This is a genomic window from Rhodococcus sp. BE178 (assembly GCF_050433545.1).
Classification (GTDB): Bacteria; Actinomycetota; Actinomycetes; order Mycobacteriales; family Mycobacteriaceae; genus Prescottella.
In genome coordinates, this window is sequence record NZ_JBNPXA010000020.1 from 80,403 (window position 1) to 97,892 (window position 17,490).

At 68.2% G+C, this 17,490-nt stretch carries 21 protein-coding genes and 1 pseudogene; 10 read left to right on the forward strand and 12 right to left on the reverse strand.

All coding sequences use genetic code 11. From position 1 onward, the window contains the following. Window positions 1-69: 69 nt before the first annotated feature. Genes J2X34_RS25935 through J2X34_RS25950 form a run of 4 tightly spaced genes read left to right on the forward strand, consistent with a single transcriptional unit; the run spans window position 70 to window position 3,849 of the window. The gene (locus J2X34_RS25935; RefSeq protein WP_114724031.1) at window positions 70-1,110 is read left to right on the forward strand and encodes an ABC transporter ATP-binding protein; all 1,041 of its coding nucleotides are present in this window, start codon (window positions 70-72) and stop codon (window positions 1,108-1,110) included. Continuing rightward, window positions 1,107-1,973, forward strand: a complete 867-nt coding sequence (locus J2X34_RS25940; protein WP_429520125.1) for an ATP-binding cassette domain-containing protein — start codon at window positions 1,107-1,109, stop codon at window positions 1,971-1,973. The genes J2X34_RS25935 and J2X34_RS25940 overlap by 4 nt, the downstream gene beginning before the upstream one ends. Beyond that, window positions 1,973-2,914, forward strand: coding sequence for an ABC transporter permease (locus tag J2X34_RS25945; RefSeq protein ID WP_429520126.1), 942 nt, complete (start codon window positions 1,973-1,975; stop codon window positions 2,912-2,914). Before J2X34_RS25940 ends, J2X34_RS25945 begins: the two co-directional genes overlap by 1 nt. Window positions 2,915-2,925: 11 nt before the next feature. After that, entirely contained in the window at window positions 2,926-3,849 is a 924-nt protein-coding gene (locus J2X34_RS25950) for an ABC transporter permease (RefSeq protein WP_114724034.1), read from the forward strand. 6 nt (window positions 3,850-3,855) lie between these two features. Here the strand turns inward: J2X34_RS25950 and J2X34_RS25955 are convergent, their stop codons facing one another. Together J2X34_RS25955 and J2X34_RS25960 are read right to left on the reverse strand one after the other, a co-directional pair. After that, a complete protein-coding gene (locus tag J2X34_RS25955) occupies window positions 3,856-4,476 on the reverse strand; it encodes a response regulator (protein ID WP_429520127.1) in 621 nt (206 codons plus the stop codon). Continuing rightward, on the reverse strand, window positions 4,473-5,612 hold the full coding sequence (locus tag J2X34_RS25960) for a sensor histidine kinase (RefSeq protein WP_429520128.1): 1,140 nt from the start codon (window positions 5,610-5,612) through the stop codon (window positions 4,473-4,475). Before J2X34_RS25960 ends, J2X34_RS25955 begins: the two co-directional genes overlap by 4 nt. A gap of 162 nt (window positions 5,613-5,774) precedes the next feature. On the opposite strand from J2X34_RS25960, the gene J2X34_RS25965 reads away from it, so the two are divergent. The 4 genes and pseudogenes from J2X34_RS25965 (at window position 5,775) to J2X34_RS25980 (ending at window position 6,974) form a co-directional block, all read left to right on the forward strand. Continuing rightward, complete coding sequence (locus J2X34_RS25965) at window positions 5,775-6,365, forward strand: GlcG/HbpS family heme-binding protein (protein ID WP_114724037.1); 591 nt, start codon at window positions 5,775-5,777, stop codon at window positions 6,363-6,365. Continuing rightward, complete coding sequence (locus J2X34_RS25970) at window positions 6,362-6,697, forward strand: hypothetical protein (RefSeq protein ID WP_258558144.1); 336 nt, start codon at window positions 6,362-6,364, stop codon at window positions 6,695-6,697. Before J2X34_RS25965 ends, J2X34_RS25970 begins: the two co-directional genes overlap by 4 nt. Beyond that, window positions 6,661-6,777 (forward strand): annotated as a pseudogene (locus J2X34_RS25975) (ankyrin repeat domain-containing protein); the annotation flags it as partial. The gene J2X34_RS25970 and the pseudogene J2X34_RS25975, both read left to right, overlap by 37 nt. 5 nt (window positions 6,778-6,782) lie before the next feature. Next, window positions 6,783-6,974: a hypothetical protein gene (locus J2X34_RS25980; RefSeq protein ID WP_254623063.1), complete on the forward strand. Its 192-nt coding sequence runs from the start codon at window positions 6,783-6,785 to the stop codon at window positions 6,972-6,974. 84 nt (window positions 6,975-7,058) lie between these two features. Here the strand turns inward: J2X34_RS25980 and J2X34_RS25985 are convergent, their stop codons facing one another. From J2X34_RS25985 to J2X34_RS26010, 6 genes are all read right to left on the reverse strand, one after another. After that, the gene (locus J2X34_RS25985) at window positions 7,059-8,477 is read right to left on the reverse strand and encodes an amidase (RefSeq protein WP_114724038.1); all 1,419 of its coding nucleotides are present in this window, start codon (window positions 8,475-8,477) and stop codon (window positions 7,059-7,061) included. Between the two features lie 53 nt (window positions 8,478-8,530). Further along, the gene (locus J2X34_RS25990; RefSeq protein ID WP_429520129.1) at window positions 8,531-9,304 is read right to left on the reverse strand and encodes a TetR/AcrR family transcriptional regulator; all 774 of its coding nucleotides are present in this window, start codon (window positions 9,302-9,304) and stop codon (window positions 8,531-8,533) included. A 72-nt stretch (window positions 9,305-9,376) separates the two neighbouring features. Further along, on the reverse strand, window positions 9,377-9,652 hold the full coding sequence (locus J2X34_RS25995; protein ID WP_174907415.1) for a hypothetical protein: 276 nt from the start codon (window positions 9,650-9,652) through the stop codon (window positions 9,377-9,379). Beyond that, the gene (locus tag J2X34_RS26000; protein ID WP_429520130.1) at window positions 9,649-10,410 is read right to left on the reverse strand and encodes a VOC family protein; all 762 of its coding nucleotides are present in this window, start codon (window positions 10,408-10,410) and stop codon (window positions 9,649-9,651) included. The genes J2X34_RS25995 and J2X34_RS26000 overlap by 4 nt, the downstream gene beginning before the upstream one ends. A 119-nt stretch (window positions 10,411-10,529) precedes the next feature. Beyond that, the gene (locus tag J2X34_RS26005) at window positions 10,530-11,057 is read right to left on the reverse strand and encodes a hypothetical protein (protein ID WP_258558146.1); all 528 of its coding nucleotides are present in this window, start codon (window positions 11,055-11,057) and stop codon (window positions 10,530-10,532) included. 232 nt (window positions 11,058-11,289) lie between these two features. After that, on the reverse strand, window positions 11,290-12,126 hold the full coding sequence (locus J2X34_RS26010) for an alpha/beta fold hydrolase (RefSeq protein WP_114724042.1): 837 nt from the start codon (window positions 12,124-12,126) through the stop codon (window positions 11,290-11,292). 256 nt (window positions 12,127-12,382) lie between these two features. On the opposite strand from J2X34_RS26010, the gene J2X34_RS26015 reads away from it, so the two are divergent. Both J2X34_RS26015 and nrdF read left to right on the forward strand, forming a co-directional pair. Then, window positions 12,383-13,030 carry a superoxide dismutase gene (locus tag J2X34_RS26015; protein WP_114724043.1) on the forward strand — a complete coding sequence of 216 codons (648 nt, stop codon included), beginning with the start codon at window positions 12,383-12,385 and terminating at the stop codon, window positions 13,028-13,030. After that, window positions 13,023-13,991, forward strand: coding sequence for a class 1b ribonucleoside-diphosphate reductase subunit beta (gene nrdF, locus J2X34_RS26020; RefSeq protein ID WP_114724044.1), 969 nt, complete (start codon window positions 13,023-13,025; stop codon window positions 13,989-13,991). Before J2X34_RS26015 ends, nrdF begins: the two co-directional genes overlap by 8 nt. Before the next feature lie 7 nt (window positions 13,992-13,998). Here nrdF and J2X34_RS26025 read toward each other — a convergent pair whose 3' ends face one another. From J2X34_RS26025 to J2X34_RS26040, 4 genes are all read right to left on the reverse strand, one after another. After that, window positions 13,999-14,478: an FABP family protein gene (locus J2X34_RS26025; RefSeq protein ID WP_114724045.1), complete on the reverse strand. Its 480-nt coding sequence runs from the start codon at window positions 14,476-14,478 to the stop codon at window positions 13,999-14,001. A 9-nt stretch (window positions 14,479-14,487) separates the two neighbouring features. Beyond that, window positions 14,488-15,192: a TMEM165/GDT1 family protein gene (locus J2X34_RS26030; protein WP_114724046.1), complete on the reverse strand. Its 705-nt coding sequence runs from the start codon at window positions 15,190-15,192 to the stop codon at window positions 14,488-14,490. 276 nt (window positions 15,193-15,468) lie between these two features. Beyond that, window positions 15,469-15,996, reverse strand: a complete 528-nt coding sequence (locus tag J2X34_RS26035) for a peptidase (protein WP_114724056.1) — start codon at window positions 15,994-15,996, stop codon at window positions 15,469-15,471. A 164-nt stretch (window positions 15,997-16,160) separates the two neighbouring features. Further along, window positions 16,161-17,174, reverse strand: coding sequence for an SMP-30/gluconolactonase/LRE family protein (locus tag J2X34_RS26040; protein WP_258558147.1), 1,014 nt, complete (start codon window positions 17,172-17,174; stop codon window positions 16,161-16,163). Between the last annotated feature and the right edge of the window lie 316 nt (window positions 17,175-17,490).

The window sequence follows — 17,490 nt, forward strand, 5'->3', positions numbered from 1 at the left end:
CATTTGCGAACCCCTTCTTCGCCACAGTCCCATAGTGGCTGCAGGCCCTCAGAGTTCGGGAGTTGTTGCATGAGTATCGATGTCGCTGGCCGATTGACGTCGACGCACGCTGATGCGGAGCCGGTGTTGCGGGTCGAGGGACTGTCGGTGGACTTCGTCACCGATCGTGGATGGACCCGGGTGGTCGACGGAGTCGACCTGTCGGTACCGGCGGGATCGGTGGTCGGTGTCGTCGGGGAATCCGGGTCCGGCAAGACGGTGACGTCACTCGCCGCGATGGGATTGCTGCCGGCGGCGACGTCGAAGGTGTCGGGGTCGATCCGAGTGGCCGGCCGTGAGCTGGTCGGCATGACCGATCGTGAGCTGGCGGATGTGCGCGGCACCGAAGTGTCGATGATCTTTCAGGAACCCCGACGTAGCCTGGACCCGGCCTTCTCTGTCGGGTCGCAGATCGCGGAGGTCGTGCGCAGGCACGAACGGGTGGGTCGGAAGGCCGCCTGGGCGCGCGCGGTGGAGATGCTCGACGCCGTGGGGATCGACGACGCGGCGCGGCGCGCCGATGCCTATCCGCACGAGTTCTCCGGTGGGATGTGTCAGCGGGTGATGCTGGCGATCGCAATGGTGTGCCGACCGAAACTGCTGATCGCCGACGAGCCGACCACCGCCCTGGACGTCACCGTGCAGGCGCAGATGCTCGATCTGATGCGAGAGGTGCAGCAGCAGTTCGAGGTTGCGATCTTGTTCATCACCCACGATCTCGGCGTCGTCGCGCAGATGTGTGACGCCGTCAATGTGATGTACGCCGGACAGGTGATCGAGTCCGCACCGGTCGAGGATCTGTTTCTGTCCCCGCAGCACCCCTACGCCCAGGGCCTGCTCGATGCGATTCCGGATCACCGGGACCGGTCGGCTCCGCTGCAGGCGATCGCGGGAGCGGTACCCGCACCGTGGGACTGGCCGGATTCGTGCCGGTTCGCGCCGAGATGCCCCCATGCGGGTCCGGAATGCGAAGCCGGCCCCGTTCCACTCGCGGGTGCGGCAGCCGAGTCCACGCGGGCGGTGCGATGTGTACGCGCGAATGATCTGGTGTTGGAAGGGATCACGGGATGAGCCCGCTGCTGGAAGTATCGGATCTCGTCAAGACCTATCTGGTGAAGCGGAACCTGCTCGGTCGGGTGCGTGAACGTACCACGGTGACCGACCATGTCTCCTTCACCGTCGAGAGGGGAGAGACCGTCGGGATCGTAGGGGAATCCGGTGCAGGCAAGTCCACCGTCGGCCGTCTTGCCCTGCGACTGATCGAACCGGACTCGGGATCGATCGTGTTCGACGGCCGCGATGTTCGCGGTCTGTCCAGGGCGGAGCTGCGCGAGTTCCGGCAACGGGCTCAGATGATCTTCCAGGATCCGTTCTCGTCTCTCGACCCCCATATGACCATCCGCGAGGCGGTCGGTGAGCCGCTCACGATCCACCGCGGTTTGAAGGGGATTGAACGCGACGCCGCGGTGACCGCCTTGCTGGCGCGGGTCGGGCTGCGGGCCGACCAGCTCGACAAGTATCCGCGTGAGTTCTCGGGCGGCCAGTTGCAGCGCATCGCGATTGCGCGAGCGCTGACCACCGAGCCGGATTTCATCGTGTGTGACGAACCCGTTGCGGCACTGGATGTCTCGATCCAGGCGCAGGTGCTCAACCTGCTCATCGACCTGCAACGCGAGCGCGGACTGGCATATGTGTTCGTCTCGCACGACCTGTCGCTCGTGCGGTTCCTCGCGCACCGCGTCGCCGTGATGCGCAAGGGTGTGATCGTGGAGATGGGGCCCACCGAGCAGGTTTTCACCGATCCGCAGCACGCCTACACCAAGACCTTGCTGGAGGCGATCCCGGATCCGCGGGCGCACTTCCTCGGCAGACGAGCCCAAGCGGGCGCGGGGCGTGCCGCGTCGGCGATGGTCGGCACCGCGAAGGAGTCCTGATGCTGACCCTGATCGCAAAGCGGATCGCCTCGGCGATCCCGATGTTGCTGTTCGTCAGCTTCTTCGTCTATGCGCTCGTCGATCTCGTTCCGGGCGATGCGGCGACGGCGCTGGCCGGTGACAATGCCAGCGCCGAGCAGATCGAACAGACCAGGCAGGCGCTCGGGCTGGACCAACCGTTGATCGTGCGGTACCTCGACTGGCTCGGTGGGGCGCTGACCGGAGACCTGGGGACCTCGCTCTACAGCACTCAGTCGGTGGTGCAGATCATCGCCGAACGACTTCCGGTGACCCTCTCGCTGACGTTCGTGACGATGCTGATCGTGGTGGCCGTCGGACTGCCGGCGGGCATCGCCGCTGCGGTGCGCCCGAACTCGTGGTTGGACCGGGGGCTGACCGTACTCTCGAGTGTGGCCATCGCGGTGCCGCCGTTCATCGTTGCGCTGGCGTTGGTGATCCCGTTGGCAATCCTCAGTCCGATTTTCCCTGCCACCGGATACGCGATGCTCACCGACGGAGCAGGTGCGTGGCTGCAGCATCTGATCCTTCCGGCGATCGCGATCGCCGCCATCTCCGCTGCCGAACTGGCGCGACAGACTCGCGCCTCGCTCGTCGACGTGCTGGGCCGGGACTTCATACGCACTGCTCGCGCCAAAGGTCTGCTGCAGAAAGCGATCATCGGAAAACACGGCCTCAAGAACGCCGGCGTACCGATCATCACGGTGCTGGGCCTGCAGGTCTCGCGGGTCCTTGCCGGTGCGGTGACGGTCGAGTTCGTCTTCGCGCTCCCGGGACTGGGCACACTCGCGGTGAGCTCCGTCTTCTCTCGCGACGTCCCGGTGATCCTCGGCATCGTCATGGTCTGCGCGGTGTTCATCGTGGTGATCAACGTGATCGTCGATGCCACCTACGGCTACCTCAATCCTCGCGTTCGCGTCTGAAAGGCCTGACCATGATCAGCACGACCGATGCCGCGGTGACACGTCCGCCCAATCCCTTCGTCCATTTCTGGACCACCAGTCGCCCGCTCCGGTTGCTGCGGAGCAACCGGTTGGCGATGGTCGCCTTGGGATTCCTCGTCGTTGTGATGCTGCTGGCCGCGTTCGGCGGCCTGCTCGCACCGTACGACCCGAATGCGCAGGACTTGTCGAACAGTTTCGCCCCGGCCGACGGAGCGCACCTCCTCGGGACCGACCTGTACGGCCGCGACAATCTCAGCCGACTGCTGGATGCAGCGTCGGTGACGTTCGCGGCCATCGTGCAGGCCGTCGGCGTCGCCGCGCTGTTGGGAATCCCGTTCGGATTGCTCGCCGGATTGCTCGGCGGCTGGGTGGGGGCCGTGCTGTCGCGGATCTCCGACGCATTGCAGTCGCTGCCGCCCCTGATCCTGGCCATCGCCGTCGTCGGCATCCTCGGCCCGGGACTGACCAACGCGATGCTCGCCATCGGTATCGTGCTTGCGCCGTCACTCTTCCGTCTCGCCCGCGGAGCCGCCGAGTCTGTCGCCACCGAAACCTATATCGAAGCCTGTCGGGCACTGGGATGTTCGCAGTGGCGGCTGCTGTGGCGGCATGTGCTTCCCAACGCTGCGTCCCCGATTCTGGTGCAGCTCACCTTCTCCGCCGGCGTTGCGATCGTCGCCGAGGCATCGCTGAGCTTCCTCGGGCTCGGCGTGCAGGCGCCGCAGACATCCTGGGGCAGCATGCTGCGCGATGCATTCGACAACGTCTACACCGCTCCTGCCGCGCTGATCGCGCCTGCGGTCATGATCGTCGCAACCGTTCTGGCGCTTTCCACGTTCGGTGACGGCCTGCGCGACGCCCTCGAAGGCACCGGCACCACCCGCAAGGTCCGGCTGCTCACCCGAAACAGATAGGTATCCTCAGCGAATCCCGTCCCGCCGCAGGGCGATCGAGACGGCTGCGGCACGAGAGTCGACGCCGAGCTTGGCGTAGATGTGGGCGAGGTGGGTCTTCACGGTGGCCTCGCTGATGAACAGCCGCCGGCCCAGTTCCTTGTTCGTCAGGCCCTCGGCCAGCAGGGTCAGCAGTTCCGCCTCGCGTGCGGTGAGGGCCTGGTCGGGTCGGCGCATCTGGTCGAGCACGCGGGCCGCGACGGGCGGCGACAGCACGCTCTGGCCCACGACCGCGCCGCGGATCGCGGCGAAGATGTCCCGCGGCGCGGAGTCCTCGAGCAGGTAGCCGATCGCGCCCGCGTCGAGTGCGCGCACCACGTCGGCATCCGTGTCGTAGGTGGTGAACACCAGCACCGGCTGGTCGGGCCGGGCGGCGCGGATGCATCGAATCGCTTCCACCCCATCGATTCCGGCGCCGAGCGCGAGATCCATCATCACCAGATCCGGTGCGCGGTCCGCGGCGAGCGCGACGGCGTCCTCGCCGGTGTCGGCCTCGCCGGTCACCTCGATGTCGGGTTGCGAGTCCAGCAGGGCGCGCAGCCCCGCGCGAACCACGAGGTGGTCGTCCACCAGCAGCACGGAGATCACGCCGCACCCCCGACCGGAACCTGGGCGGCCCCGACGGTGCCCTCGCCGGGTGCGCTCTCCACCGAGAACGTCCCGCCGAGCGCCTCGACCCGCTGCCGCATCGCCGTCAGCCCGAATCCGCTGCGGTCGCCCACGTCGAAGCCGATGCCGTCGTCGAAGATGTCCAGGGCGACGGCGTCGGGCAGGTATGTCAGGGTCACCCCCACAGTCTGCGCGTGGGCGTGCCGGCGGATGTTCGACACAGCGCTCTGCGTGATCCGCAACAGTGCGTGCTCGACGGCGGACGGCAGCGGCGCCGGTTCGCCGATCACCCGAAGCTGCGCCGACGGAACATATCCGCGGGCGGCGGCGAGCAGCGCCGCTTCCAGCGTCTGCGTCTCGAGGTCGGGGGAGCTCAGGTAGTGGACCAGATCCCGGGTCTGGGCCAGGTTCTCGCGCAGCGACGCCGTTGCGACGTGGACCTCCTCCCGCGCCCGTGGCCCCGGCTGCTCCCACACCTGCTCGGCCGCCTCGAGATGCAGCAGCGCGCTGGTGAGTCCCTGTGTGACGGTGTCGTGGATCTCCCGCGCGAGCCGTTCGCGTTCGGACAGCACGCCGGCCTCCCGCTCGGTCTCGGCGAGCCTGGACTGGGCGGTGACGAGTTCACCGAGCAGTCGTTCCCGTTCGGCGCTGTCGCGCTCCACCTGGCCGTAGGCGAGGACGATGAGGGCGCCCGTGCACAGCGGGGCCAGGAACACCGCCCATTCGGTCCGCCCGCTGAACGACACGAACTCGATGCCGGTGAACACCGCCAGCGCGGCGACCACCAGGAACGCGAGCCACCGCGGGAACGCGCGGGTGCAGAGGAAGAAGATCGGGAACGCCGTCCACGCGAAGCTCGGCGCGAGCCACACCAGTGCCACCCACGTGCTCAGGATCGGCCACACCCACGGCTGCCACACCGCGCCGCGGCGCGAGGTCACCACGATCACCGTGTAGAGCGCCGCGAGTACGGCGACGAGGCTCGCGATGACCACCCAGCGGTCGCCGAACCCGTGATACGTGAGGTAGCGGGCCGTGGACGCCGTGAGCAGCACGTAGAACGAGAGGTGGATCGCGACCCCGATCGGTCCGCGGAACGCCGACTTGTCCTGCACGGCCCGATCCTATGGAGACCGCAACCCGCGCGGATCGGCCATTCGGATGATGTCTGCGTGGCCGGAGGGTCGAGACCAGCGCAGACGGGCGGGCGATGCCGTCGAACAGCCGTCGGAGCGAGGCTCGAATCGATCGATTCACCACCTCCGAGAGGACCGAAGATGACCACCTCCCTCCGCCTGCCCCGAGCCCTCGCGATCGCCGTCCCCACCGTTGCCCTGCTGGCCGCGGCCGCCTGCGGATCGACCGACGACGCTGCCGCTCCGCCCACCGCCATGGAGGTCGCGCCCGCCGCGGTCTCGTCGCAACAGCCCGGCGCCGCCGACAAGGGCACCGTCTCCGCGAACCGGCTGGCCGTGGCGACCGCCGGCCGCGCCGCGCAGGCCGCGCTCGCGAAGTGCCAGGCCGACGGCCTCGGCTACGTCACCGTCTCGGTGGTGGACCGCTTCGGCAACGTGCAGGCGATGCTGCGCGGCGACAACGCGGCCCAGCACACCGTGGAGGCGTCGCGGGCCAAGGGCTACACGGCCGCCGCGTTCGGTGCGAACACCAGCGACCTCACCGGCCGCGCGAAGGGCGACGGCCCGACCGTTGCTGACCTGCCCGGCACGCTGTTCCTGCCCGGTGGTGTCACGGTGAACGTGGGTAACGCGTCGATCGCCGGCATCGGGGTGGGCGGTGCGCCCGACGGCAACGCCGACCAGGCCTGCGCCGCAGCCGGACTCGCCGAGATCGCCGGGAGCCTGCAGTGAGGGCTGCCGTCCTGCTGGCCGCCGTCGCATTGACGGCGGCCGCGTGCGGCAGCGCCGAGGTGCCCGAGACATATTCCACGCCAGTGTCTTCCGACGTCGCGTCGCCCGTACCCACGCCGGTGTCCACGCCGGAACTCGAAGGGGCGCTCTTCGCGGCGGTACGGACGGGCGACGCGGTCCGAGTGCGCGACGCTCTCGCCGGCGGAGCCGATGTAGAGGCCCGGGGTGCGGGCGGCCGGACCCCGCTGGTGGAGGCGACCAAGGCGAACGCGGTCGCCGTGGCGGCGGCGCTGATATGCACAGCACCAACCGATTCGGTGGGACCGCGCTGATCCCGGCGTCCGAGTACGGGCACGTGGAGACCGTGCGGACCCTGATCCGGGCGGGGGTGCCGGTGAACCACGTCAACGACCCGGGTTGGACGGCGCTACACGAGGCGATCGTCTACGGCGACGGATCGGCCCGGTACCTCGATGTCGTGTCCCGCTGCTCGACGCCGGCGCCGACCCGTCGATCCGCGACGCGCGGGGCCGCACGCCGCTGCAGAAGGCGCAGTCCCGCGGCCAGCACGACATCGTCGCGGTGCTGACCGCGTCGAACGGGAACTGACGGCACGCCCCGAACCCGAACCGTGCCGTGAGCTCCCGTTCATCGCTCGAGGTGGGTCGGGAGGTGGGGCGGACAGGTGTCGGGTCAGTCGGGGTCCTGGATCCGGGCCCAGGGCCGGGCGGCCTCGAGTTCGAAGGCGAGTTCGAGGAGGGTGCGCTCGTCGCCGTGGTTCGCGGAGAAGTGCGAGGCCAGGGGCAGACCGTTCGACGTCCGGTGCAGTGGGAGGGAGATGGCCGGTCCGCCGGAGGCGTTGTTGAGCGGGGTGAACGAGGCGTAGGTCACCAGGCGCTCGAACAGTGTGTCGAAATCTTGTGCGGGGGAGAGGTACCCGAGCTTGGGTGTGGTGTGTCCGAGGACCGGGGAGAGCACGACGTCGTACTTCTGGAACGCTCGGGAGTAGGTGCGGGCCGTGCGCCGCAACCGGTACAGCATGCGGGGTGTCTCGACCATGTGCTTGCGGTACATCGCATCCAGTCCGCGGCTGAGATTGTCGGTCTTCTTCGGATCGAACGTCGGTCCGAACATCCGCTTCCCGCCGGCGAGGATCGCGAAGGACAGGAAGCCCCAGTACAGCTTGAAGTCGCGCATGAAGTCCTCGCCGACCGGCAGCGACGCCTCCTCGACATGGTGGCCGAGTTCGTCGAGCAGATCGGCGGTGGATGCCACGGACTTGCGCGTCTCGTCGTCGGTGGGCACCGCGGTCACCGAGTCGGCGATCACGCCGACCCGCAGCCGCGTTGCGGCCGGACCCTCCACCAGGCGAATCGGCGGCAACTTCGGGTTCCGGTAGTACTGCTCGGCCGCGGCGTAGAAGCGGGCGGTGTCGCGCACCGAGCGGCTGATGGCGCCCTGCGTGACGATCCGGATCGGCATGGTCTTGTCGGTCGCATCGGCGATGGTGCGGCCGCGGGTCGGCTTCAGACCGACGAGCCCGCATGCCGCAGCGGGAATTCGGATGGAGCCGCCCCCGTCGTTCGCGTGCGCGAAGGGCAGAGCGCCGGACGCCACGAGCGCCGCCGAACCGCCGGACGACGCACCGGACGAGTACTCGGGGTTCCACGGGTTCCGGACCGGATCGGCGTCCGCGTACTCGGTGGAGGCGCTGAACCCGAACTCGGGCAGCCGGCTCTTGCCGATGGAGACGGAGCCCGTCGACAGGAACTGGTCCACGAAGTCGCTGTTGCGGTCGGCGGGGGCGGGGGTGAACGCGGCACTGCCCTGCCCGGTGGGCAGCCCCACGACGTCGACGTTGTCCTTGACGATCGTCGGTACACCGGCGAAGACGCCGCGGCGCGGGGTATCGGACAGCTTCAGGGCTCGCTCGAAGTCGCGGGCCTGGATACCGTTCAGCCTGCCCTGGACCTTCTCGGCGCGGTCGATGGCCGCCTGCACGACCTCCCGTGACGACACCTCACCGGCCGCGATGCGGGCGGCGACGCCGGTCGCGTCCAGGTCGCCGAGGGCGTCGTCACCGAATGTGTGGATCCGCGGATCATCGGTCATGTCCGGAGTCTAGGTCGCCGCGGGCTCGGTCCGGGAGGGTTCCAGCGGACGGATCAGCTCGCGTCGGGTCGGTCCGCGATGGCCTCGCGGATCGCCCGCAGTTCGGTGCGCAGTGAGTCGAGTTCGGCCCGGATGTCCTCGGCCCCGCCGGTCGGGGTCTCCGGTTCGGGGGCGGGGGCGGCGACGATCTTCTTGGTGCGTGCTCGTTTCGGTGCCGGCGGGAGGGGAGCGCCGTCGGTCTCTGTCGGCGCCGGGACGAACCCGTTGAGGAAGACGGTGGTGAGGGTCGTCGTCAGGGACTCGATGTCCCGGCTCAGGGTCTTGCGATGCCAGCGCACGGACATGAATACGCATTCGCGCATCATCCGCTGGAACTCGAAAACGTCTATTCCGGAATTGAATTCGCCGCCGCGGACGCCGTCCTCGACGATCCCGAACCAGGCATCGTGGGAAGCCTCGACCGCCGCGGCGATCTCGGTATAGCGGGGGAGCGTGCCGAGGTTCGCGAACTCGTTCTGGTAGATCTCGGTCGCGTACGGATGGGCGTCGGCCGTCTCGAGGGACACGCGCACGATCCTCGCGAGACGCTCGCGCGCGGTCTCCGGCAACTCGACGACGGAGTTGTAGCGCTCCACCAGGTCGGTCAGGAAGCTCACCAGGATCTCGGAGACGATTGCGTCCTTCGAGTTGAAATAGTGATAGAGCGTTCCCGAATTGAGTCCGACTGCCTCGCCGATCTCCCGAATCGTTGTCGCTGTGATGCCACGATCGGAGAACAGTCGTGCCGATTCAGCCAGGATCACCTCGCGTCGGCCCACTGACGCCACGGTTCACTCCTCTTGTTCAGGTATTGATTCGATCGTGTACTACCCGAGGCTAGCAGCGGGTTATCGGCCGCTTTACTGACGAAGCGCTTGTTCGATGGCACCGAATCGGCGGGGCAGGAACAGGACGTATGCCCACACGAAGCCGACGCCCGCCATCAGTGTGCGGCTCACCTCCGCGACGCTCGAGCTGACCACCTGGTTGTCCGGGGCTGCCGAGACCGGGATGATCTCGGAGACGAGGATCGGGACCACCAGCACGGTGACGAGCCGCGGCGTCCAACGCTGCTGTGGCTCGGTCGATGGGACTCCGGTGCCCGTCGAGAGTCCGCCGTCGAGGGTTCCCGTCACCGGGGCAGGCCCTTCGCGCCGGCCGGGGGCGGCGTGTACCGATGACCCCACACCGCGCCCTCGGTGATCCGGTAGGTCGGCGTCGGAGCCTCGATCCGCTCACCGCCCCAACCGATCTCGGTGGCATGCCCCTCGGGGGAATAGATGTAGAACGAGAGCATCCGGTCGTTGGTGTGCTTACCGAGCGACTGCATCATGGGGATGCCGAGGTCGTGCGCCCGGTCGAGCGCCTTGCCGACGTCGTCGATCTCCGCGGTCTCCACCATGAAGTGCAGCAGCCCCGGACCCTCGGCCGGATTGAGCCCGAGAGTGTGCTGACGCGGGTTGCAGCCCAGGAAGTAGCTGGTGCCGCCCGGCAGCTCGAGCGAGTTGCGTTCGGCGAATCCCAGTACCCCCGTGTAGAAGTCGTAGGCGACCTCGGTGTCGGTCACATTGAGGATCACGTGGCCCATGCCCTGGTCGCCGGTCACGAACCCGGACACCGAGGGCAGGTCGACGGGCCGATGGCTCAGGACGGGTCCGTAGAACAGTTCCACCCGGTTGCCCGACGGATCGTCGAACGCGACGAACCCGGTGACCTGGCGCAGCGCACACTCCGCGGCGGTGCCGGCGTGCGTCGGGATACCGGCGGCCTCGATCCGCTCGACCAGGTGGCGCAGGTCCGTTCGGTCGAGCACCTCGAACCCGACGGCCGCCAATCCCGGTGTCGCGGACTCGGTCACCACGAGGCGCAGGTATCCCAGCGAGAGAACAGGCATTGCATCTCCTCGAATCAGTAGAGCGTTCCGGGGTCGCCGGTGAGCAGGTAGGTGCCGTATTCGTGGTTGACCTTGTCCGGCAGGTTGATTGCGTGATGCTGTCCGGCGTGGACGTCGCGTCACACCGACTGCAGCGCGCTGGACGTCGCGATCGAGCGGGGCCCGCCCACCTGGTACGCCTTGTCCGCGGCGGAGACCGCCAGGCCGACCGCGGCGATGTGATCGCGCTTCGAACGCTGCCGCATCTCCATCGGGACGACGTCGGAATCCGCCACGGCCGCAAAGGCGTCGGCCAGGTTCGACTGGAGGATCCGGTAGGCGGTGTCGATCTCGAAGTCCGCCTCGGTGAACCGGGCGAGGGTTGCCGGATGGGGAAGTGTGGTGGCGTCTGCGGCCGAGCGGGACTTGTGAATTCCGACCGCCTCGTCGAGCACGCGGCGGGACATCCCGACCAGCGGCACCACGACGGCGTTGACGAACAGGGTGTACCACGGCACCCGCAACAGCGCGCTCGGGTTGACCTCGCGGCCCGGGCAGCGGCCCGCGTACAGGTCCTCGACGTCGAGGACGCGGTGTTCGGGGACGAACACGCCGTCCACGACGATGTCGTTGCTGCCGGTGCCCGCCAGTCCGGACGTGAACCACACGTCGTCGATCCGGTAGTCGGCGCGGCCTCGAACCCGCCCCGGCGTTTGGGCTGGATCAGGCGCATGATGCCCGCATCGCGCAGGATCTTCGCGCTGTCGGCTGCGAGCCTGCGCTCCTCGACGCACTCGGATTCCAGTGCGCTCAGGCGGTCCCCGGCGGCGAGGACGCTATCGATCGCATCGTGCTGGAAAAGCATGTGTGAAAGCTCCTTTCGCCGGCTGGGATGCCGGGTCAGCGGGTGAGGAAGTCGGTCACGAGGGATTCGAAGTCGTGCTTGCGCTCGACCTGCGCCCAGTGCCCGCACTCGCCCAGGACGTGCAGGTCCGCCTTGGGCATGCGGCGCAGTGCGAACAGGGCGCCGTCGAGTGGCAGCATCCGGTCGTCGCGGCCCCACGTGACCAGGGTCTTGTGCGGGATCTCGTCGGTGCGCGTCCACAGCGGTGCCTTACCGGGCAGTGCGAGCGACGCCATCACCGCGCGCATGCGCTCGATCGCGCGGGGTGCGGTGGCGTTGGCCCAGCGCTCGTCGAGCAGTTGCGGCGTGACGGTGGCCGGGTCGTAGACCATCGAATCCACCCACGCCTCGAGGGCCTCGCGGGTGGGATCGACGAGGAAGGCGTTGAGCCGACGCGCGCCCTCACTGAGCATCGGTCCCAGCAGCGGCGCGTACAGGCCACCCGGGCCCATCAGGGCCAGGCGCTCGACGCGTTCCGGGGCGAGCGCCGCGGTCTCGAGCGCGACCCAGCCGCCCATGGAGTTGCCCAGCAGGTGCGCCTTCTCGATCCCGAGGTCGTCGAGCAGCGTCACGATCGACTGCGCGGCGATCTCGGGGTACGGGCGGTCGTACTCCATGTCGGGACTCGCGCCGAAGCCCGGCATGTCGACGACGACGGTACGGAAGTTGCGGGCGAACACCGGGAGGTTCTTCGAGAAGTTGGACCAGCCGGATACGCCCGGGCCGGAACCGTGCAGCAGCACCAGCGGATGGCCGTCGCCGGCCTCGTTGAAGTGCAGTTTGTCCGTGGCGGACGGTCCTCGGGTGGTGTCGACGTAGTCGGGGGTGCTCATGGCGGTCCTATCTCCTGGGCGGGCACGGGCCGGTACCTCCGTGCTCAGAAACATTGAGCTGGAACGAAACTCGCGTGATCTCGTTGAGGCGTGGGAACCGAGCCTACGGTCGAACCGGAAACCAATCATGCGATTGAGTGATATCGGTCTCCGTGTTTCCGGTGCGTGGGATATTCGCATGATCGAACAATTATGTTTGGGATACCGAACTCGAGCTAGGCTCGTGTCGTCACGCACCGAAGAGAGGCATGAGGACATGAACGGCACCGGCGGCTATGCACTTCCCGACCTGGCCTACGACTACGGCGCCCTGGAACCGGCGATCTCCGGCGAGATAATGGAGTTGCACCACGGCGCACATCACGCTGCGTACGTGAGGGGAGCGAACAGCACCATGGAACAACTCCACGAGGCCCGGGCGCGCGGCGACTACTCGGCGCTCGCCGGCCTCGAACGTGCCCTCGCCTTCAACCTCTCCGGTCACGCGCTGCACTCGATCTTCTGGCGCAACCTGTCGCCGCAAGGCGGCGACCGTCCCGACGGCGAACTGGCGGCCGCGATCGACGAATTCTTCGGCAGCTTCGACAGTTTCCGCGCCGAGATGACGGCGGTGACCGGCACGGTGCAGGGATCGGGGTGGGGCGTGCTGGCCTGGGAACCGGTCGGCGGTCGCCTCGTGGTGCACCAGTTGCACGATCACCACGCGAACTTCGCGGTCACCAGCACGCCGTTGCTCGTGTTCGACGCGTGGGAGCATGCCTTCTACCTGCAGTACCGCAACGTCAAGGCGGACTACATCGAACGGCTGTGGTCGATCGTCGACTGGTCCGATGTCGGCCGACGGTTCGACGCGGCCCGGGCCGGTCGGCTCGTCGGTCTGACGGAGGCGAGCGGCGGTGAGTGAACGGCGGGTCGACCGAGTGCACGCGATCAACTGGAACCGGCTGCCCGATCCCAAGGACGCCGAGGTGTGGGACCGCCTCACCGGCAACTTCTGGCTGCCGGAGAAGATCCCACTGTCCAACGATCTGGCGTCGTGGGAAACGCTCACCGACGTCGAGCGGGAGATGACGATCCGGGTGTTCACCGGACTGACGCTGCTCGACACGGCGCAGGCCACCGTCGGCGCCGTCGCGATGATCGCCGACGCCGTCACCCCGCACGAGGAGGCGGTGCTGACGAACATGGCGTTCATGGAGTCGGTGCACGCCAAGAGCTACAGCTCGATCTTCTCGACGCTGTGCTCCACCCGGCAGATCGATGCCGCCTTCGACTGGTCGGAACGGAACCCGCACCTGCAGCGCAAGGCGCAGATCATCGTCGACTACTACCGCGGGGACGACGCGCTGAAGCGCAAGGCGGCATCGGTGATGCTCGAATCGTTCCTGTTCTACAGCGGTTTCTACCTGCCGATGTACTGGGCGAGCCACGGCAAGCTCACCAACACCGCCGACCTCATCCGCCTGATCATCCGCGACGAGGCGGTGCACGGGTACTACATCGGGTACAAGTGCCGGCAGGCGCTCGAACACCTCGACGTCGGCGCCCGCGACGAGCACCGCGCCTACACGTACGAGCTGCTGCAGACCCTCTACGACAACGAGGTCGAGTACGCCGCCGACCTGTACGACGAGGTGGGCTGGACGTCGGACGTGTTGTCCTACATGCGGTTCAACGCGAACAAGGCGCTCGCGAACCTCGGCTACGAGGCGCTGTTCCCGGCATCGGACTGCGAGGTCAACCCCGCGATCCTGTCGTCGCTGGACCCCGGGGCCGGAGAAAACCACGACTTCTTCTCCGGCTCCGGCAGCGCCTACGTCATCGGGAAGCAGAAGCCGACCGAGGACGCCGACTGGGACTTCTGAGCGTGCTCTACGCGGCGCGCCGCAGCTCCGCGCGCAGGTGGTGCGTCATCGGCGTCGTGTCGAAGGCCATCCACATGTCGTAGCTGAGCACGTCGCCGTCGACGGCGAAGCGGCGCCGGATCTCGTGGACCGGCTTGGCGTCGGGCGACGCGCTCAGCGCGTGCGGTGCGAAGTCGAGGATGCCGTCGGACAGTGTGGCGCGGTGGATTTCGACGAAACCGGTCGGCTGGGTGACGAGCAGTTCGGCGACGCCGTCCGTGAGTCGCAGGTAGCCGGTCTCGGTGTGCATCGGCATGCCACCGCCGGGCTTGCGGGTGCGGGAGCGGTAGAACAGGAACGGCTTTCCGCTGGGGGAGAGCTCGATCTCCTCGTCGTACGCGAAGTCGTCGATGGTCGGGTAGTGGCCGGCACCCCCGCCCACCCACCGTCCGGCGAAGGCGGCGAGATCACCGAGAGGGGCGAGCAGGTCGGGCTGCGTCTGGTCCATGCCGTCAGTCTAGGAACCGCGGGGTGCGTCGACCTGCTCGGCGGGTGCCGGGGTGCGGGGCCCACGGACAGCGCGTCGGGCAATGGCCGCGACGGCGGAGGCGGCGACGATGGTGCCCGCCACGATCGGACCGGCGGGGCTGTCCGGGAACAGGCCCTCGAGCAGCAGCCAGGCGCCGAACGCGAAGAACAGCACCGCGGCGCCGATCTTGACGACCGCCTCGGGCAGATGCTTGCCGAGCAGCGCGCCGACGACGATCGCGAGGGCGTCGGCGGCCACCATGCCGACCGTCGATCCGATCCACACGCCAACCCAGTCGTTGTCCGCCGCGAGCGTGACGGTGGCGAGCATGGTCTTGTCGCCTAGTTCGGCGAGGAAGAACGCCGACGCGACCGCCAGGAAGGCCGATCCGGTGACCTTGCGGGCCTTCTGCTCCTCCTCGTCGGAGAGCTTGTCGCCACGCAGTGTCCACAGGCCGAAGATCAGGAAGGCGACGCCGCCGAGGATCGACATGGCGGTGGTCGGAATCGCGGCACCGAGGAAGTGGCCGACGCCGACGGAGACCAGGTGCACGACGGTGGTCGCCACCGTGATGCCGGCGATAACCACCCACCAGCGGTAACGCAGCGCGAACGTCATCGCCATGAGCTGGGACTTGTCGCCCAGTTCGGCGACGAAGATGACGCCGAAACTCAGCAGTGTCGCGGCCAGCATGTATTACCCCTCCTCCGGATTTCTCGCTTCTCGGAGGATGTCGGGGAAACCTTCCTCCGGCCCCGAACGCCACGTATGCGTTCACGGCCGAAGGTCTCGCCCACCGGAGAAGATCCGGTCCGCTGGGCCGGGCGGGCACTGCAATGTGCCGGCCAGTATGTCGACCCAGCGATTGGGGGCTACTCCCCTTCGCTGAGGCAACGATAACTCCGGATCAGCGAAAGCGCAAAGGCGACAATAAGTTTGGAATCCCGAACTTTCTTCTTCCGTAACGGTTCAGGCGGCGAGCAGCATCGCCAGAACTGCGGTGTCGGGATCGCTGATCGGATCGATACCCACACGCGAAATCATCGATGTGACAGTGCCGTCCGCCTCCGCCTCCACCCACGCCGCGCGGTGTTCGAGCCCGAGATGTGGCAGGCCGGGGAGCAGCACGCATCCGGATGCCACCCCGGCGCACTCGGGAAGCGACGGGACGGTCTCCGCAGGCGGGTGCAGGACCAGCAGTGCCGGGGGCAGATGATCGACGAAGCGCCCCGGCGCGACCGCGGACTCGCCGAGCACGGGTCCTTCGGAGACGATCAGACCGACCGTTCCGGGTGCGGGATCGTCGGGGAGTTCCTCCCGCGCCCCGAAGACGGTCGACGTGGGCAGCAGGCCGGGCAGGGATGCGATCCGCACGGCAAGGGCCAGCAGCTGCGCCCACTCGCGGGTCGTGTCGGGCCAGCGTCCCGAGATCACGAAGCCACGGAGGTCGCCGGAGGCGTGGAACGGTGCGACCCCGACATATTCGTGCTCGTTCATCGCGACCCCGATTCTCCCGTGCGGCACCTGGCGACGGGAGCAGCCGGGCGGGCCCCTGTGGTCGGAGCCCGCCCGGCGCGCACGTCGTTCACACCTCGTTGGGTACTACGAGCATGCGCTCCTGTATCGCTGGCACACAAGGGGTCCCGAGTGCCAGCCGGGAGTCAGAAACCCGCACCCGGAACCTGCACCCGCAGGCGCCGGATCGCGCCACCGCCGATGCGGATCGCGTCCTCCGGGACCCACGTGTCGGCCGTGCACACGAACAGGTCGCGGCCGTCCTCGCCGCCCAGCGCGACGGCGTACGGGTGCGGCACCGCGATGCGTTCGGCCACCTCGCCGGCGGCGGTCACGCGGATCACCTCCTGGTTGAACGGTGAGGCCACCCAGACCGAGCCCTCGGCGTCGAGCGCGATGCCGTCGGGCAGGACCGCCGCGTCGTCGAACTCGACGAGCGTGCGCCGGTTCACGAGGCTGCCGTCGGCCTCGATCGTGAACGCGGTCAGCCGTCCCGGGGACGCACGGGTCTCGGCGACGATCAGCGTCGCACCGTCCGGGGTGATCACCATGCCGTTGGCGAACAGCATCTCGGTCGCGACGACGTGCGCGGTACCGTCCGGTTCGACCATCGCCAGGTCAGCGGGGAACGGCGGTGCCGGGGGCGCGCTGTCGTCACCGTAGTTGCCGACGTAGGCGCGCCCGGACGCGTCGACCGCCATGTCGTTGAGGTGCCACGGCGCGATGCCGTGGAGATCGGCGTGGACGGTGAGCGTGCCGTCGTCCTCGAGGCGGTACACCTTCCGTTCCTGCACGGACGCGACGAGCAGGCGGCCGTCGGGCAGGAAGCCCAGCCCGCCGGCCTGGCCGGGGACCTCGACGACCCGCTCGACCTCACCGGTCGCCGGATCGAGGCGCAGGACGACACCGCGGTAGATGTCGGAGAACCACAGGCGGCCCTCCCGCCAGCGCGGGCACTCGGGGAAGGCAAGGCCCGTGGTGATGGTCTCGATTGTGATGTCCGTCATAGCAGCCACGATACCCATCGCGGTGAATCTCCCATTCACCCAACCGGATTGAGTGGACTCGGTGGCGGCCCGGGTGGTCTCACTCCGGAGTCGGGTCAGGGCTCGCAGCGCTGCAGCTACGCGACGTACGCGATGAACGGCGTTGCGACACAAACATGTCTGATTCTCGAGGATCTAGACGACGACTATGCCAACTCGCGTTTCGCGCACTTGTCGCGATTCTCCGGGCGCGGCAACGGCGATAAGTGCGCAAAGCGCGGTGGACGTGAGCGCGGAGCGCGACAAGTGCAAAGCGTGGGAGTGGGGCAGCGCAGCGGCGCCGCGCCCGACGAATCGGGGGCGGCGCCGCTGAGATGTCTGGAGTGCTTTGCGCGCAGATCAGGCGGGGACGATGAGTCCGGCGGTCTGGGTGCGGGCGGCGGCGAAGCGGGTGGCGACGTCGTTCCAGTTGACGATGTTCCAGAAGGCG

Bases quoted from the DNA above. Each gene is read 5' to 3' on its own strand.
- J2X34_RS25950 (WP_114724034.1), top strand. From the start codon at position 2,926: ATGATCAGCACGACCGATGCCGCGGTGACACGTCCGCCCAATCCCTTC.
- J2X34_RS25965 (WP_114724037.1), top strand. From the start codon at position 5,775: ATGACCACCTCCCTCCGCCTGCCCCGAGCCCTCGCGATCGCCGTCCCC.
- J2X34_RS26035 (WP_114724056.1), bottom strand. From the start codon at position 15,996: ATGAACGAGCACGAATATGTCGGGGTCGCACCGTTCCACGCCTCCGGC.
- J2X34_RS25940 (WP_429520125.1), top strand. From the start codon at position 1,107: ATGAGCCCGCTGCTGGAAGTATCGGATCTCGTCAAGACCTATCTGGTG.
- J2X34_RS26000 (WP_429520130.1), bottom strand. From the start codon at position 10,410: ATGCCTGTTCTCTCGCTGGGATACCTGCGCCTCGTGGTGACCGAGTCC.
- J2X34_RS25945 (WP_429520126.1), top strand. From the start codon at position 1,973: ATGCTGACCCTGATCGCAAAGCGGATCGCCTCGGCGATCCCGATGTTG.
- J2X34_RS25935 (WP_114724031.1), top strand. From the start codon at position 70: ATGAGTATCGATGTCGCTGGCCGATTGACGTCGACGCACGCTGATGCG.
- J2X34_RS26030 (WP_114724046.1), bottom strand. From the start codon at position 15,192: ATGCTGGCCGCGACACTGCTGAGTTTCGGCGTCATCTTCGTCGCCGAA.
- J2X34_RS26015 (WP_114724043.1), top strand. From the start codon at position 12,383: ATGAACGGCACCGGCGGCTATGCACTTCCCGACCTGGCCTACGACTAC.
- J2X34_RS26025 (WP_114724045.1), bottom strand. From the start codon at position 14,478: ATGGACCAGACGCAGCCCGACCTGCTCGCCCCTCTCGGTGATCTCGCC.
- J2X34_RS25985 (WP_114724038.1), bottom strand. From the start codon at position 8,477: ATGACCGATGATCCGCGGATCCACACATTCGGTGACGACGCCCTCGGC.
- J2X34_RS26010 (WP_114724042.1), bottom strand. From the start codon at position 12,126: ATGAGCACCCCCGACTACGTCGACACCACCCGAGGACCGTCCGCCACG.